The sequence below is a fragment of the Gemmobacter serpentinus genome (genome assembly GCF_008973825.1).
Lineage (GTDB): Bacteria > Pseudomonadota > Alphaproteobacteria > Rhodobacterales > Rhodobacteraceae > Gemmobacter > Gemmobacter serpentinus.
The window spans coordinates 37,521-53,349 of record NZ_WCHR01000022.1 but is presented as its reverse complement, the minus strand read 5'-3'; the positions used below and the strand labels follow the sequence as shown (position 1 = coordinate 53,349).

Annotated in this window: 14 protein-coding genes and 1 tRNA gene; 9 read left to right on the top strand and 6 right to left on the bottom strand. The window is 64.1% G+C overall.

Annotation, left to right across the window (positions count from 1 at the left end; genetic code table 11):
• The first annotated feature begins 296 nt into the window (after positions 1-296).
• Both GBJ34_RS14705 and GBJ34_RS14700 read left to right on the top strand, forming a co-directional pair.
• Positions 297-1,589 carry an adenylosuccinate synthase gene (locus GBJ34_RS14705; RefSeq protein WP_151719974.1) on the top strand — a complete coding sequence of 431 codons (1,293 nt, stop codon included), beginning with the start codon at positions 297-299 and terminating at the stop codon, positions 1,587-1,589.
• Between the two features lie 4 nt (positions 1,590-1,593).
• Positions 1,594-1,836 (top strand): DUF2842 domain-containing protein, encoded by a 243-nt coding sequence (locus GBJ34_RS14700; RefSeq protein WP_151719973.1) that lies wholly within the window; start codon positions 1,594-1,596, stop codon positions 1,834-1,836.
• A 94-nt stretch (positions 1,837-1,930) separates the two neighbouring features.
• On the opposite strand, the gene GBJ34_RS14695 is transcribed toward GBJ34_RS14700, so the two are convergent.
• On the bottom strand, positions 1,931-4,357 hold the full coding sequence (locus GBJ34_RS14695; RefSeq protein ID WP_151719972.1) for a hypothetical protein: 2,427 nt from the start codon (positions 4,355-4,357) through the stop codon (positions 1,931-1,933).
• 222 nt (positions 4,358-4,579) lie between these two features.
• Between GBJ34_RS14695 and GBJ34_RS14690 the strand changes: the two genes are divergently transcribed.
• On the top strand, positions 4,580-5,266 hold the full coding sequence (locus GBJ34_RS14690) for a thiamine diphosphokinase (RefSeq protein ID WP_226341198.1): 687 nt from the start codon (positions 4,580-4,582) through the stop codon (positions 5,264-5,266).
• Positions 5,267-5,291: 25 nt separating this feature from the next.
• Here GBJ34_RS14690 and GBJ34_RS14685 read toward each other — a convergent pair whose 3' ends face one another.
• The gene (locus GBJ34_RS14685) at positions 5,292-6,230 is read right to left on the bottom strand and encodes a DMT family transporter (RefSeq protein WP_226341197.1); all 939 of its coding nucleotides are present in this window, start codon (positions 6,228-6,230) and stop codon (positions 5,292-5,294) included.
• 157 nt (positions 6,231-6,387) lie between these two features.
• Between GBJ34_RS14685 and gor the strand changes: the two genes are divergently transcribed.
• Complete coding sequence (gor, locus tag GBJ34_RS14680; protein WP_151719971.1) at positions 6,388-7,746, top strand: glutathione-disulfide reductase; 1,359 nt, start codon at positions 6,388-6,390, stop codon at positions 7,744-7,746.
• A gap of 273 nt (positions 7,747-8,019) precedes the next feature.
• Positions 8,020-9,393, top strand: coding sequence for an L-serine ammonia-lyase (locus GBJ34_RS14675; protein WP_151719970.1), 1,374 nt, complete (start codon positions 8,020-8,022; stop codon positions 9,391-9,393).
• Positions 9,394-9,597: 204 nt separating this feature from the next.
• Here the strand turns inward: GBJ34_RS14675 and rpiA are convergent, their stop codons facing one another.
• Positions 9,598-10,380: a ribose-5-phosphate isomerase RpiA gene (gene rpiA / locus GBJ34_RS14670; protein WP_151719969.1), complete on the bottom strand. Its 783-nt coding sequence runs from the start codon at positions 10,378-10,380 to the stop codon at positions 9,598-9,600.
• A gap of 139 nt (positions 10,381-10,519) precedes the next feature.
• Positions 10,520-11,095 (bottom strand): biliverdin-producing heme oxygenase, encoded by a 576-nt coding sequence (locus GBJ34_RS14665; RefSeq protein WP_151719968.1) that lies wholly within the window; start codon positions 11,093-11,095, stop codon positions 10,520-10,522.
• Between the two features lie 232 nt (positions 11,096-11,327).
• Here GBJ34_RS14665 and GBJ34_RS14660 point away from each other — a divergent pair, with 232 nt between their 5' ends.
• Positions 11,328-12,365 carry a hypothetical protein gene (locus GBJ34_RS14660; RefSeq protein ID WP_151719967.1) on the top strand — a complete coding sequence of 346 codons (1,038 nt, stop codon included), beginning with the start codon at positions 11,328-11,330 and terminating at the stop codon, positions 12,363-12,365.
• Positions 12,366-12,666: 301 nt separating this feature from the next.
• Positions 12,667-13,077, top strand: a complete 411-nt coding sequence (locus GBJ34_RS14655; RefSeq protein WP_151719966.1) for a VOC family protein — start codon at positions 12,667-12,669, stop codon at positions 13,075-13,077.
• A gap of 130 nt (positions 13,078-13,207) precedes the next feature.
• Here the strand turns inward: GBJ34_RS14655 and GBJ34_RS14650 are convergent.
• Positions 13,208-13,283 (bottom strand) — tRNA-Ile (locus tag GBJ34_RS14650).
• Between the two features lie 124 nt (positions 13,284-13,407).
• Between GBJ34_RS14650 and purM the strand changes: the two genes are divergently transcribed.
• Together purM and purN are read left to right on the top strand one after the other, a co-directional pair.
• Positions 13,408-14,454 carry a phosphoribosylformylglycinamidine cyclo-ligase gene (gene purM / locus GBJ34_RS14645; protein WP_151719965.1) on the top strand — a complete coding sequence of 349 codons (1,047 nt, stop codon included), beginning with the start codon at positions 13,408-13,410 and terminating at the stop codon, positions 14,452-14,454.
• Positions 14,451-15,038 (top strand): phosphoribosylglycinamide formyltransferase, encoded by a 588-nt coding sequence (purN, locus tag GBJ34_RS14640; protein WP_151719964.1) that lies wholly within the window; start codon positions 14,451-14,453, stop codon positions 15,036-15,038. Before purM ends, purN begins: the two co-directional genes overlap by 4 nt.
• Before the next feature lie 144 nt (positions 15,039-15,182).
• Here purN and GBJ34_RS14635 read toward each other — a convergent pair whose 3' ends face one another.
• Positions 15,183-15,548 (bottom strand): YbaN family protein, encoded by a 366-nt coding sequence (locus GBJ34_RS14635; RefSeq protein ID WP_151719963.1) that lies wholly within the window; start codon positions 15,546-15,548, stop codon positions 15,183-15,185.
• Between the last annotated feature and the right edge of the window lie 281 nt (positions 15,549-15,829).

Genomic DNA, 15,829 nt, shown 5'->3' with positions numbered 1-15,829 from the left:
GAGCCTTGAGCCTTGAGCCTTGAGCCTTGAGCCTTGAGCCTTGAGCCTTGAGCCTTGAGCCTTGAGCCTTGAGCCTTGAGCCTTGAGCCTTGAGCCGTGCCGACAAGTGGCCCGCATTTTTATGTCTCTAAATATCCCGGGGTGAATTGGGCCGCAGGCCCAAGAGGGGCAGCGCCCCTGTCTTCCCGCAAGCGCCCCGTCACACCCCTTCCCGACCCCGCGCGCGTTTTTCGCTGTCATCGCCGGGCCGGCCTCTATATACGGTCGCGGGTTTCACTTTGCCGAAAGGTTCGGGCATGGCCAATGTCGTTGTCGTGGGCGCCCAATGGGGCGACGAGGGGAAGGGCAAGATCGTTGACTGGCTCAGCGAACGCGCGGATGTGATCGCGCGCTTCCAGGGCGGTCACAATGCCGGCCATACGCTGGTCATTGACGGCAAGGTCTACAAGCTGTCGCTGCTGCCTTCGGGCATTGTGCGCGGCGGCAAGCTGTCGGTCATCGGCAATGGTGTGGTGCTTGATCCCTGGCATCTGGTGAACGAGATCGCCAAGCTGCGCGATCAGGGCGTCGATATCAGCCCGGAAAATCTGATGATCGCCGAGAACACCTCGCTGATCCTGCCGCTGCATGGCGAGCTGGACCGGGCGCGCGAAGGCGCGGTGGGTGTGGCGAAGATCGGCACCACCGGCCGTGGTATCGGCCCGGCCTATGAGGACAAGGTCGGTCGTCGCGCCATCCGCGTCGCCGATCTGGCCGATGCGGCCACGCTTGAGGTCCGGGTGGACCGGCTGCTGGCGCATCACGATGCGCTGCGCAAGGGGCTTGGCCTTGATCCGGTGGATCGTGCGGCACTGGTGGCTGCGCTGCAGGCGATTGCCTCGCAAGTTCTGCCCTATGCGGCCCCGGTCTGGAAAGTGTTGACCGAGGCGCGTCGCGCCGGCAAGCGCATCCTGTTCGAAGGCGCACAAGGCGCGCTGCTCGATGTGGATTTTGGCACCTACCCCTATGTCACCTCTTCCAATACTCTGGCAGGGCAGGCGGCAACCGGCGTGGGTCTTGGGCCGACCGCCATCGATTTCGTGCTGGGCATCGTGAAGGCCTATACGACCCGCGTCGGCGAAGGCCCCTTCCCGGCAGAGTTGTTCGATGCCGATGGCGACCGTCTGGGCGAGCGCGGGCATGAGTTCGGCACTGTCACCGGGCGCAAGCGCCGCTGCGGCTGGTTCGATGCGGTGCTGGTGCGCCAGACCTGTGCCACCTCGGGCGTGTCGGGCATCGCGCTGACCAAGCTGGACGTGCTGGATGGCTTCAAGACGCTGAAGATCTGCGTGGGCTATGATCTGGACGGCAAGCAGATCGACTATCTGCCGACCGCCGCCGATCAGCAGGCGCGCTGCAAGCCGATCTATGAAGAAATGGACGGTTGGGACGAATCAACCGCAGGCGCGCGCAGCTGGGCCGATCTGCCGGCCGCCGCGATCAAATATGTCCGCCGCGTCGAAGAACTGATCCAATGTCCGGTCGCGCTGCTGTCGACCAGCCCGGAGCGTGACGACACCATTCTCGTCACCGATCCCTTCGCGGATTGATCGCATGGCCCTTGGTTACCGCACCCGCAAACGGCTGGCGCTGCTGATCCTGATCGTCGGGTTGCCGCTTTATATCGCGGTGGCCTGGGGCATCATGGGGGCATTGGAGCGTCCGCCGATCTGGCTGGAGCTGGTAATCTATGTGGCGCTTGGCCTGGTCTGGGCGCTGCCCTTCAAGTTTGTCTTCAAGGGCGTGGGGCAGCCCGATCCGGATGCCCCGCCATCGCGGGACGACCAGCTGCACTAGATGGTCTGAAAATGAAAAAAGGCGGAAGGGAAACCTTCCGCCTTTCGCGTCCGGGGAGGGTGGCAGCCCTGCCACCCGGACCTGTCTGCAGATCTCAGCCCACCAGCTTGCGGGCTTCGACCAGATAATGCGAACGTTCCGTCAGCGCGTAATGGCCGCGCCGCACTTTCACAATGGTGCCATCCCGCAGCAGACGGCCAAAGCTGCGCAACCCGTCTTCGCGGCTGCTATCGGCCCCGGATTCGGTATTGGCGATCTGCCGCATGATCTGCGGGCGCGAGAAATGCGGGCGCCCTTCGACGCAGGCAGCATAAGCTGCGGCAGCCTCCAGAAGTGCGGGCAGACCCTGCGCGCCAAGGCGGTCGGCAAATTCGGCAAATCCTTGATTGTCCTCAAAGATATTGCCCGCATCTTCGTCGTCCAGATCCTCGTCATCTTCGGGTTCCATCAGACGCGCCGCAGCCGCGGCCGCGCCGCTCGACAGGCGCTGCGGGCGCAGCGTTGCCACAGAGGCAGCCGGGGCTTGAACGGCCTCTTCGGCAGCATCAGCGGCCAAGGTGACCGGCTCTGCCGCGACAGGCGTGACTTGCGTCGGGCGGCGGTCGATCCGTTGCTCCGAGACCAGAACCAGCGGCGAGGGGCGGTTGGCCACGGCCTCGCCGTCGCCATGCACGATCTGAGACAGATCGGCGCGATAGGGGTCCTGGCGTTCCACCGGATTGGCGGGTTTGGCAAGACCGGCGCGCCGTTCCGCGACAGTCGCGGCAACGGCCGCCTTCAGATGCTGGATCGCAGCCAGACGGCGGCGGTTTTCCGGGCCATCCATCTGCGAATTGGTCTCGGCCAGCAGGCGCGACACTGATTCCTCGCCGGTCTCGCCGCCAAGCGCGGTGGCGGGCGGCGGCGTGACCGGGCCGGAGGTGGATCGGACCGGACGCACCGGGCGGACCGGACGCACGCGTCGCGGCGCGACGGAGCCATCGTCTGCAGGCGCAAGCGCGGCTTCGGCGCGCACTTCGGCCAGTTCGCGCATCAGATCGGCCTCGGCCTCGGCCGAAAGTGCGCTGGCGCGTTCCTGCATGGCGGGCGTCGTGGCCACGGCGTCTTCGGCAGGGCTCGCAGAAACCGGCGGATTGCGGCGGATGCGAATCACCCTTGCGCGGGCACGTTCCAGCCGCTCATTCGTGGGGCGGGCCGGCGAGGCCGCTTGTTCCGGCGTGGCTGTCAGCGCGGCGGCGATCCCGGCAAAGGCATCTTCCTGATCCTGCTCGGGTTCATCCTCAACCGTCTCAGCCGCAATCGCGGCTGCATCGTGCAAAGCATTTGGCGACAGATCGGCGGACAGGTCGCGCCCGTTCAATGCGCTGAGGTCGATGTCCAGATCAACCGCCGACTCGGCCACGTCGTTTTCCAGGCCGAGATCGTCTTCCAGCACCAGATCATCGGCCTCGGCGAGATCCAGCCCGTAGGCGGCCTCTTCGTCGTCATACCCGGCCTCGGTTTCCGGCTGGATTTCCGCCGTCTCCGGGGTGGCTTCTGCCAAATCTTCCTCAGCGGTGCTGAAATCGATCCCGGTCAGCATCCCTGCCAGATCGTCGTCTTCGTCATTCTCGGCCAGATCGGTTTCGACACTCGCTTCTGTCATCGCCGCGACCGCAGGCCCGGCCAGCGCGGCCGGCCCCTCGGTCAAGGCGGTTTCCGTTGCGATCGCGGCAAGCACCCCGCTCAGATCGTCTTCAGCATCGTCGGATTCGGCCACCGGCTCTGCAGCATTTTCCAGCACGAAGTCTTCGCCGAAATCTTCAGTCTCCAGCGCATCGGATGTGCGGAAATCGCCTTGGGCGAAATCGGCCTCGGCAAAGTCCCCATCATCAATGCCCTCATCCTCAAGGCCCAGATCGAAATCCGGCACCGCGATATCGCGCGGGACAAGCAGGGTTGCATCGGGCTCGGGGATGAAATCGGCCGGGGCCACCTCATCCTCGACGTAATCGACAAGGGCCGCCGAAAGCCGCGTGGTGTCCAGCACCGGCTTGGCGACAGCCGGGGCGACGGCTGCCTCTTCGCGGGCCTGGTTCACGGCATTCCGGATGCGCGACAGCCGCGCCTCGGTTGCGGGATCGTTATCCTTTGTCGCCGGCGTGGCAACGGATGCATTCGCGACAGGAGATGGGGCGGCGGTTTGGGCAGTTGCGGTGGGGGCGGCCTCCGCAGGTTGCGCTGAAGATGCAGGTTTCGGCGCGATCTGCGGTGCGGCGGCGTGCAGCGCGGCGGCCGAAGCCTCCGCGCGCAGGGTGGCAGGCACCCCTGCCGGTCGGGCACCCGGCGCAGGCATCGCCTGAACCTCGATCTCTCCCGCGCGCAGAATCACGCCGTTCTCCTGAATCTTTGCTTCGACCCGGCGCTGGATCTCGCGTTCGGCGATCTTGTGCAGCATCGCGGCATCGGGCGTGGGTGGTTCGGCGCCGAAATAGCGGTCCTCCGCAGCGAGGTCGCGGAAATATTCTGCGATGGCCTTCATGGTGTTGAAAGGTTCGTCAAACCCCTCCAACGTGCATGAGAAGGTCCCGTAGGAGACCGTTAGAATTTTACTGGCACCGATCATCGGTCGCTTCGCCCTCTACAAACCATGCTGCCACTTTAGGCCACCGGGGTTCAATTCCATGGACAGATAGGGGTAATTTGAAGGATTGATTATGGCCCGTAGCCCCATTGTCTGCCACATTTCGAGAACAGTATCCGTATGAATCCTGCCATTGTCGATGCCGAAGCCATGCGGTTTGACGCAGCCGTGACGTTGATCGCGGCGGGTCCGCTGCGGCGGGCAGAGCTTGCCTTGGCGCGGGCGCGGGCGCCGCATGTGGTCGCGGTCGATGGCGGTGCGGACCGTGCGCTGCGCCTTGGCATCACGCCGGATCTGGTGCTGGGGGATCTGGATTCGCTGAGCGATGCCGCCCGTGCTGCCCTTGGCCCCAGCCGCCTGCGCCAGATCGATGAACAGGAGACCACCGATTTCGACAAGGCGCTGCGGGGCATCTGCGCGCCGCTGGTGATTGCGGTCGGTGTCATGGGTGGGCGGCATGACCATGCGCTGGCGGTGCTGTCGGGCTTGATGCGGCATCAGGCAGCGGGGGGCGGGCCGGTCTTGCTGCTGGGGCCCGAGGACGTGATCTTTGCCGCCCCTCCCGACATAGCGCTGAAGATGCGCGCAGGCGACCGGCTGTCGCTTTACCCGCTGGCCCCTGTGACCGGGCGCTGCACCGGGCTGGACTGGCCGATCGAGGGGCTGCAGTTCACGCCGATGGGGCGCATCGGCACCTCAAACCGGGTCACCGACGGGCCGGTGACGCTTGAATTTGATGCGCCGGGCATGTTGATCATTCTGCCGCGTGCGCGCCTTGATGCGGCAATCCGGGCGCTGCGGGCCTGAGCGTCGCGCGTCACCTCACCTTCCGTCAGATCGCCTCGGGGCTGCGGCTGATCGCCTCGCTGCCTCGTGCCGCCGTCCGGGCGGTGACCCTCTCGCGCCAGATCACATAAAGCCCCGATCCGGTGATGATGGCGATACCTGCCCATGTCATCAGGTTCGGGAAATCGCCAAACACCAGAAAGCCAAGCGCCACCGCCACCACGATCTCGAAGTAATGCAGCGGGGCCACGGTCGAGGCCGGAGCCAGTTTCAGTGCCCATGTCATGCACATATGGCTGACACTGGCCCAGAAGCCGACGCCGAACAGCCAGAGCCAGACCATGCCCTGCGGCATGACCGGGTCCAGATCGGGCAGCCCGGTGCCATCGGCCCAAAGGATCACTGGCGCGCAGATCAGGCTTCCCGCAATCGCGGTGTGCAATTGCATCGGCACCGGGTGCAGCCCGCTGGCCATGGCGCGCGTCACCAGCATGTAGAAGGCGAACAGGAAGGCGGTGCCCAAGGGAAACAGCGTGACCCAGCCAAAGGTGGCAAAGGCCGGCTGAATCACCAGAAGCGCGCCGGCAAATCCGACGACCGAGGCCGCGATCCGCCTTGGCCCGACCGTGTCCCCAAACAGCAGATAGCCCAGCAGCAGCAGGATAAACGGCTCCACAAACACGATCGCCAGCGCATCGGCAATCGGCATCACCGCAATGCCTGCGATGAAGCAATAGGTGGACAGAACCAGAAACACCGCACGCAGCAGCAAAAGCCCGATCATCCGGGCATCCATCCGGCCCCATTCGCCCATCAGGGCCGCCACCGGCAGCATCAATGCGGCCTGCACCAAGAACCGCGCCAAGGTGATCTGCCCGACCGGCAGACTTGCGGCCGCCAGTTTGGCGCAGACATCCAGCAGGGGGGCCAGCACGCAAAAGGCCAGCATCAGAAGGATGCCGGGCAGGGGGCGGTCTTGGGTCATCGGCTTGGGCTTTCGTCAGGGTCAGGCAAGCGGGACCATGGCCCGCGCCCGCCCGCCTGTCCCGTCTGATCGCGGCATCGCTGTGTCGCACGCTCTGGTCTTTGGGGGGCAAACATGGAATATCTGCCAACCGCAACCACCGAAAGGGATCCGCGCCATGACCTTCGATTATGATCTTTTTGTCATTGGTGGCGGCTCGGGCGGCGTGCGGGCTGCGCGCATTGCGGCCTCGGAAGGTGGGGCACGCGTCGCGCTGGCCGAGGAATACCGCATGGGCGGCACCTGTGTGATCCGGGGCTGCGTGCCGAAAAAGCTGATGGTCTATGCCAGCGAGTTTCCCGCAGCCTTGCAGGACGCCCGCGCCTATGGCTGGCAGGTGGATGCAGGTGGCTTTGACTGGCCGCAATTCCGCGCGCGGCTGGAGCAGGAGTTGAACCGGCTTGAGGCCGCCTATCGTGGCGGTCTGACCAATGCAGGCGTGACCATTTATGACCAACGCGCCCGGCTGGTCGATGCGCATCAGGTCGAACTGGCCGATGGCACGCGCTTTCGGGCCAAGCATATCCTGATTGCGACCGGCGGTCGCCCCTTCATCCCCGAGATCCCGGGGGCGGATCTTGCCATCACCTCGAACGAGATCTTCGGGATGGATGCCCTTCCGGGCCGTGTGCTGATCGTGGGCGGTGGCTATATCGCATCTGAATTCGCCTGTATCCTCAACGGATTGGGGGTGAAGGTCACGCAATCCTTCCGCGGGACGCAAATCCTGCGCGGCTTTGATGATGAATGCCGCAGCCTCGTCGCGCGCAGCATGGCCGAGGCCGGGATCGACATGCGCCCCGAGACCACCGTCGCCGCGCTGTCGCGCCACGAAAGCGGGATCCGCGCCACATTCGGCGACGACGCGCAGGAAACCTTCGATCTTGTGCTTTACGCCACGGGTCGGGTGCCCAACAGCGCAGGGCTCGGGCTTGAAGGGCTTGGCGTGGGCCTTGGTGCACGCGGCGAGATCGTCGTCGATGGCTATAGCCAGACCGCGGTGCCCTCGATCTTCGCGGTGGGCGATGTGACCGACCGCATCGCGCTGACCCCGGTCGCGATCCGCGAGGGTCATGCCTTTGCCGATACCGTGTTCAAGGGGCAGGCGCGGCAGGTCGATCATGAACTTGTCGCCTCGGCCATCTTCACCCAGCCCGAACTCGGCACCGTGGGCATGAGCGAGGAAGACGCCCGCGCACAGGGCAAGATCGATGTCTATAGCGCCAGTTTCCGCCCGATGCGGACATTGTTTGCCGGGCGCGAGGATCGCATGTTGATGAAACTGGTCGTGGCGCAGGACAGCGGCAAGGTTCTGGGCTGCCATATCGTCGGCCCCGGCGCGGGCGAGATGATCCAGATGGCCGCAATTGCGGTGAAGATGGGCGCGACCAAGGCCGATTTCGACCGCACGGTGGCCGTCCATCCGACTGTGGCCGAAGAACTGGTGACCCTGCGCAACCCGTCCCGCCGCGACTGAGCGGGATAGAACGGCGGCCAGATGGCGCGTCCCCGCAAGGGGTGATCATGTCTTGGTGCTCATGTCTGGCCTCCCGTGTCTGGCCCAGCCGCCAATGACCGTTTGGCGACCTGGCGGCGCGTCGGTGCTGCGCCCTGGCCCTTTCCGGCGGTGATCTGTCGCAATTTTCCTGTCCCTCGCCCAAATCAAAGGCATAGTGAGCGGGAACAGGGAGAGCCGAATGCACATCAAACCGCCATCCAAACCCGCAAGCCGCCAGATCTGAGGCCGCACATGTTCCTGTCTGTCTTCGATATGTTCAAAGTCGGTATCGGCCCGTCCTCGTCGCATACGATGGGGCCGATGGTGGCGGCCGCGCGGTTTCTGGCAACGCTGCGCAACAGCCCGTTTCAGGCGCAGGGCCTGCGCGCCTCGTTGCATGGCAGCCTGGCCTTTACCGGCGTGGGGCACGCGACCGACCGGGCAACGATCCTCGGCCTTGCCGGGTTTGAACCCGCCACCTATGACAATGCCAAGGCCGAGGCCGCCCTGGCCGAAATCCACGCGACGCGGCAGATCACGCCGCCGGGCCTTGGCCCGATGCGGTTCGATCCCAAGGCCGATATGATCTTCGATTACGGCCCCGCGCTGCCGGGTCACGCCAATGGCATGATCCTTCGTGCGCTGGACGGGCAGGGCGACGTGATCCTTGAGGAAACCTATTATTCCATCGGGGGCGGATTCGTGCTGACCGCGGCCGAGCTTGCCGCGGGCTCCTCCGCAGCCAGCGGCCCGAAAGTGCCCTATCCTTTCGAGACGGCTGCGCAGATGCTGGAGATGTCGCGCGAGTCCGGCCTTTCGGTGGCCGCGATGAAGCGCGCGAATGAACTGGCTGTGCGCAGCAAGGCCGAGATCGATCAGGGGCTGGAGCGCATCTGGGCGGTGATGGAGGCCTGCATTGATCGGGGCATGACGACAGACGGCATCCTGCCCGGCGGCCTTTCTGTGCGCCGCCGCGCCAAGGGCATCCATGAGGCCTTGCTGGCCGAACGCGGGCTGAACATGACCGCGCCCCATACGATCAATGACTGGATGTCGGTCTATGCCATGGCGGTGAACGAGGAAAACGCGGCCGGGGGCCAGGTTGTCACTGCCCCGACCAATGGCGCGGCCGGGGTCTTGCCCGCAACGATCCGCTATTGGCTCGATCATGTGCCGGGGGCAAGCCGCGCCAAGATCGGGGATTTCCTGCTGACCGCCGCCGCGGTGGGGGGCCTGTGCAAGCACAATGCCTCGATCTCGGGTGCGGAATGCGGCTGTCAGGCCGAGGTCGGATCGGCCGCGGCCATGTCGGCGGCAGGGCTTGCCGCCGTGCTTGGTGGCACGCCGGAGCAGGTTGAAAATGCTGCCGAAATTGCGCTGGAACATCACCTTGGCATGACCTGCGACCCGGTGAAGGGTCTGGTTCAGGTGCCCTGCATCGAGCGCAACGGTTTGGGCGCGATCAAGGCGGTCTCTGCCGCCAGCCTCGCGCTGCGTGGCGATGGTGTCCACCTTGTCAGCCTTGACGCCTGTATCGAGACCATGCGCCAGACCGGCCATGACATGCACGAGAAATACAAGGAAACCAGCCTTGGTGGCCTTGCTGTCAACGTGCCGAACTGCTGACCTGCGCGCGCGCCTTCGAAGGTCAGGATGAAAATGCGGTGGCGGTCTGCCCCCGCACCCCCAGGATATTTTGGGACAGAAAATGGGCAGGCAGCCAAGCTCTGCCTGTTCAGCTGTTCTCAAATATCCTCGGGGGTGAGCCGCAGAATGCGGCGAGGGGGCGCGAGCGCCCCCTTCTCGTCCGATAGCCGAAGGGCTGTGGCTTCAGAAATCGGCGAAGATATTGTCGCTATCGGCGAATTCGATACGCTCATCGAAGGTTTCACCGGAATTGATATCGCGCAGCACCACGCGGCCATCGCCGTGCCCGATGATGACCTTGTCGCAGATATCAATGAACAGCCCGTTTTCGACCACGCCGGGGATCTGGTTCATCACCAGCGCCAGTTGCCGCGGATTGCCGATGCGTTTCAGATGCAGATCGAGGATGTAATTCGCCTCATCCGTCACCAAGGGGGCCGCGCCATTCATCCGCAGCGTCACGTCACGGTCCAGCACATCCATCGAGACCAGCGTTTCCTCAATCAGCGCCTTGGTGGTCTGCCAACCAAAGGGAATCACCTCCACCGGCAGCGGAAAGGCACCAAGCTGCGTCACCTCTTTCGCCGCATCGGTGATGACGATCATCTGATCCGAGGCCGTGGCGACGATCTTTTCCTGCAGAAGCGCCGCACCGCCGCCTTTGATCAGGTTCAGTTGCGGGTCGAACTCATCCGCACCATCAATGGTCAGATCCAGCCATTTTGCATCATCCAGCGAGGTGACGGTGATGCCCAGATTGCGCGCAAGTTCTGCCGTGCGGGTGGAGGTCGGCACGCCGGTGACGCGCAGACCTTCCTCGCGGATGCGCTCGGCCAGGCAACGCACCATCCAGGCCGCGGTGGAGCCAGTGCCAAGGCCAAGTTTCATGCCATCTTCAACGAAATCCACCGCGCGGCGGGCGGCAACGAATTTGGCCTTGTCGATGGGGGACAGTTCGGCGGGCATGGGCGACTCCGGCAGGCAGCTTTGGATCTGGCGCGCTTATAGGGCGGGAAACCGCGATAGGCGAGACATGTTTCACGGCCGTTGCAAATGCAAAAGGGCCGGTCGACAGGACCGGCCCCTGATCTCTGTGCAGCCCAGATCAGGCCGCGATGTGATGCATGGCCAGCTTGTGGGTATAATCAAAGGCGGTGCGCGCGCCTTCTGCCAGATCGGCGCGCCCTGACTCATCCAGATCCAGCGTGTTCAGCGCGGTCGTGAAGGTCGCCCAATGGCGGGCGCGCCCTTCCGGGGCCCCGGCCAGATGGCGCGCGCCATGGGTTTCCGACAGGCCAAGTGCTTTGGCGGCTTTCAGCAGGAAGGCCGCGCCCAGATTGGAGCCTTCGATGACATAAAGCGCGCCCAGTGCCTTGGGCAGCGGCATGGCCCCGAAATCAGGGGCCGAAAGCTCGGCCACCGGGGTGGGCAGCGACAGATCCTCGAGGTCGGCGGTGGTCGCATCGCTGCGCCCCAGCGTCTCCAGGTCGGGGATGATCGCGGCCAGATCGGCACGGCTGTAAAGCGGGCGCATCGCCTCATGCAGCAGGTGCTGCATCTGCACAAAGCCGCCATAGCGGGTGGTATCGGCAAAGGGATTGCGCGCCATGATGGCCTTGTCGAGACGGTTATGGGTCTCGGACGTTTCTTCCCGCAGGATCTCCAGATTGGTCTTGCTCATGATGCCCCTCGGCTGGCCGCTTTGATCGCTGAAGGTGATAGCGAGGGGTCGAATGCACGGCAAGATAAATCTTGACTGTTTTGCATTGGATTTCTGTTTGGCGGCAGCTTCAAGGGGGTGGCTGAGCAGGCCAGTGGGCAGCAATTCCATCTGCCGGGACCATATTCACGCCAAAATTTGACCACAGCGCCGGGAAAGGGTGGGGGTAGGGAGATTTGCTTGAGGTGCCGCAATGCGACCGATTTGGGTTCTGCTGTTTTTACTTTTGCCCCATGTGGTGCAGGCGGGTGCTCAGGCGCGTTCCCTTGTCGAAGCCGATCCGCAGATGTTGGCGGCACTGGCCGGGCTGGTGCCAGACCTGCCGGATTGGCATTGCACGGAGCCACCGTCATCTCCGATGCTCGACGCCGTTGCCCCCTATGCGCCTATGGCCGTCAGGGAATGTCAGTGGGGCGAGGTCAGCCTTATTCTGATGATCGCATTCGATCCGGACTTTGCGGCAAGTAACTGCACCCAGATCCGGCGGAGTGCCGCAGCCCCGGCACCGGGCAAGAGCCGGCCTGGGCGGTCCTATTTGCAGGAGGGCGGCTGGCTGGTGGAAGCCGGGGCTGCGGGGTTCAAGGCTTGCTTGGACAATCAAGTCTATACCGATGCATCATTGCTTGGGGCGGGAACACACAGCAGCACGGTGAATGCAGCGCTGGATCGGTTTCGCACTGCGCTGACGTCGCGCGATGTCACCAAGATCGAACAACTTGGTCCTGAAAGCGAGAAACGGCTGACCGAGACCTTTGCCGTTTTGCATGAGCGCAGCCTTGAGCTTGATCGCCTGTTGCCGCGCCCCGAGGGCTGGACGGTCAGCGCGAATACTGTCGAACAGATGAACATGATGGAACAGGCAGGCGTCCTCGACCTGCCCGTGCTGTTGCGCCTGATGTGGGGAGCGTTTGCAAGCCTGCGCCTATCGCGCGGCGACTGTTCGATCAACCTGAGCCTGTCGGCTGCACCTGAGGCGCTTCATGAGACGGGGGCGGAATTTGCAAGGTTGCGCTTAAGGGAAGGCTTCACCCGTTTCACCAAGCGCGACAGGGTGACGGCGCGTTTGCGCGGCCAGGAGGCGGTCGATGGCAGCGCTTACCGCTTCGTCCTTGACGAGAAGGTGGTGATGCGGGTCACGGCATTGGGGGATTGCTCGGCCGAGCCTGGGGCCGCCGAAGCCCTTTCCAACACCATCATCGGACATGATTTCTCGGGCTTCCCGCAAGACTGACTGCAAAAGCCGTGGGGCGGTTCCGGTTTCCGAGTGCATCAGGGCAGAGGTCTCGGGGCGAACTGGCATGACGGCATGAGGATGCAGGAAGGGCGGATGGTTCGGATTGCGGAGCCCATTTTCATTGGACAGCACGCTTGTATGACTGGACGTCTTGCGGCCCGAACCATAGCGCCGCGCATGAAGGCATCGGCCTGCAGATGCAATTCTCCGAGTGGTCTTTAAGCAGGATGGAGCGGTCGTTGTCGCTCCCCATTCCTGTGATAGATTGACCTCAGCCCATACATACAGACAGACCATCATGCCCAACCGTCTCGCATTCTTTGCAATCCTTGTCCCAGACTATGACGAGGCGCTCGAGTTCTTTCTTCAGATCGGTTTCGAATGCCGCGAGGATACCGATCTGGGGAATGGCAAGCGTTGGGTAAGAATTGCACCTCGCGGGGGAGAGACTGAAATTTTGCTAGCTCGTGCGGTCGGTGCACGGCAAGTCGAAGCGATTGGAGAGCAAGGGGGAGGTCGGGTCTGGCTGTTCCTCGAAACGACTGACTTCGATGCAGATTTTTCACATATGCAAAGCATCGGAATTCACTTCGAGACCAAGCCACGCGATGAACCATACGGGCGTGTTGCTGTATGGGTGGACCCTTGGGGGAACCGCTGGGACTTGATCGAATTTGTCCGAGAGGATCGCCGCGGCACAGTCCGCTAATGGGCGCTTCTCGACGGATCCGTCTCATGCCGGCGCAGCGCGTCGATCAGGTCTTCAACGCCTGCGGGGCAGGCGCGCAGGCAAGCTGTGTCTCGCGTCGGTCTATGCCGCGCCTGCAAATCCCGGAATTTGGTAGGGCCGGAGGGACTCGAACCCCCAACCAAGGCGTTATGAGCGCCCGGCTCTAACCATTGAGCTACAGCCCCGCCGCGCTCTGCCTAGGCAATCGTCGCGCGCGGGTCAAGCGCAGGCGTTGCCTGTGCGGCGTTTATCGTCTATGCGGGCGCCACATCCGCAACCCATATCCGCCACATAGCCTGGAGCGCCCAGATGACCACGCCGAAAAACGGACTGACCTATGCCGATGCCGGGGTGGATATCGATGCAGGTAATGCGCTGGTGGAGCGGATCAAGCCGGCGGCCAAGCGCACCAACCGCGCCGGTACTATGTCGGGCCTTGGCGGCTTTGGTGCGTTGTTCGATCTGAAGGCTGCAGGCTACAAGGACCCGATCCTTGTCGGCGCGACCGACGGGGTGGGCACAAAGCTGCGCATCGCCATCGACACCGGCAATGTCGACACGATCGGTATCGACCTTGTGGCGATGTGCGTGAACGATCTGGTGTGTCAGGGCGCGGAGCCGCTGTTTTTCCTGGATTATTTCGCGACCGGCAAGCTGGAGCTGGATCAGGCGACCCGCATCATCAACGGCATTGCCGAAGGTTGCGTGCAGTCGGGCTGCGCTCTGATCGGCGGCGAGACCGCCGAGATGCCGGGCATGTATCACAAGGGTGATTTCGATCTGGCGGGCTTTGCGGTCGGCGCGATGGAGCGCGGCGAGGATCTGCCCAAGGGCGTGACCGAGGGCGACGTGCTGCTGGGTCTTGCCTCCAATGGGGTGCATTCCAACGGCTACAGCTTCGTGCGCAAGGTGGTGGAGCTGTCGGGCCTTGGCTGGGATGCCGATGCGCCCTTTGCTGACGGCACTTTGGGCCATGCCCTGCTGGCACCGACCCGGCTTTATGTGAAACAGGCGCTGAACGCGGTGCGGGCGGGCGGTGTTCATGCGCTGGCCCATATTACGGGGGGCGGTCTGACCGAAAACCCGCCGCGTGTGCTGCCCGAAGGGCTGGCCTGCGAGATCGACCTGTCGTCCTGGGCGCTGCCGCCGGTCTTCCGCTGGCTGGCGGAAACCGCTGGCATGTCGGAGCCGGAGCTGCTGAAGACCTTCAATTGCGGCATCGGCATGATGCTGGTGGTGCGTGCAGACCGCGCGGCAGAAGTGTCGGCGCTGCTGGAGGCCGAGGGCGAGACCGTGGTGCAACTGGGCCGCGTGATCGCGGGCGAGGGCGTGGTCTATAAGGGCCGGCTGCTGTGAAACGCGTCGCCATCCTGATTTCCGGGGGTGGCTCCAATATGGTGGCGCTTGTCCGGTCGATGACCGGCGATCACCCGGCGCGCCCGGTTCTTGTGGCCTCCAACGATCCGCAGGCCGGGGGACTGGCCAAGGCTGCCGCCGATGGCATCGACACAGCGGCTGTCGATCACCGGGCCTTTGGCAAGGATCGCGCAGCCTTCGAGGCGGAGCTGTTGAAGCATATCGAGGCGGCGGAGCCCGATATCCTGTGCCTAGCGGGTTTCATGCGGGTGTTGACGCCCGGTTTTGTCGCCCGGTTCGAAGGGCGGATGCTGAACATCCACCCCTCGCTTTTGCCGAAATATCCGGGCCTTCACACCCATCAGCGCGCGATCGATGCCGGGGATTCCGAGGCCGGTTGCACCGTGCATGAGGTGACGGCGGTGCTGGATGATGGCCCGATCCTGGGGCAAGCCCGCGTGCCGGTTTTGCCCGGTGATCTGTCAGACACGCTGGCGGGGCGGGTCCTGGTGCAGGAGCATCGCCTTTACCCTGCGGTGTTGCGCCGTTATGCGGCAGGGGACCGGAAACCGCTGTTCTGGTGACTGCGGTCGGCCGGGGGGCTGTCTGCCCCCCGCACCCCCCGAGGATATTTTTGAACAGGTGAGGGCCGGGCGGGCTTGCGCTTTGCTGGATCGTTTTCCGGGCTGTTGTCGTCTGGACTGGCCCGCAGGCCGGGCTTCCTGAGGTCAGTTATCCGAAGGTGGCTCTGCCCGCGTCCAGATCCAGCTGCCCATGGTGACGAGCACCAGCGCCTGGAGCAGCAACGCCCACCATGCCACGCCAAGCGCCACGCTCAGCAAAAAGGCCAGCCCCATCGCGATCAGGGCCGCGCGCTTGCCGCGCCGGGGGATCGCGCGATGCGCGCGCCAGTCGCGGATCATCGGGCCGAAGACGCGGTGACCCATCAGCCAGCCATGCAGCCGGTCTGAGGATTTGGCGAAACAGGCGGCGGCGAGGATCATGAAGGGTGTGGTGGGCAGCAGGGGCAGGAAGACCCCGATCACCCCGACCGCGACTGCAAGGCAGCCCAGGATCAGCCAGACCAGCTTCATGGCGGGGCCTGCATGATGAGGGGAGGGGGCCTGGGCGGGGCTGTCATGATGGGCGCACCATAATCGCATTTCCGGCGATGGAAAGCCCCGGTTAAGCCCGCAATCCATGGCCCAGGGCGGGGTGGCGCGGATGGGTTTTCGGGCGAATGACCCGCAGGCACGGGGCATTTGCCCGGCATGGGGCTGTTGCAGGCCTGCCCGGAACGGCAGGCGCAGGCGCGCGCCCCTCTTTTCAATTCAACGTGAGCGCCTTACAGCTAGCGGATTCCGGTCAGATCCGT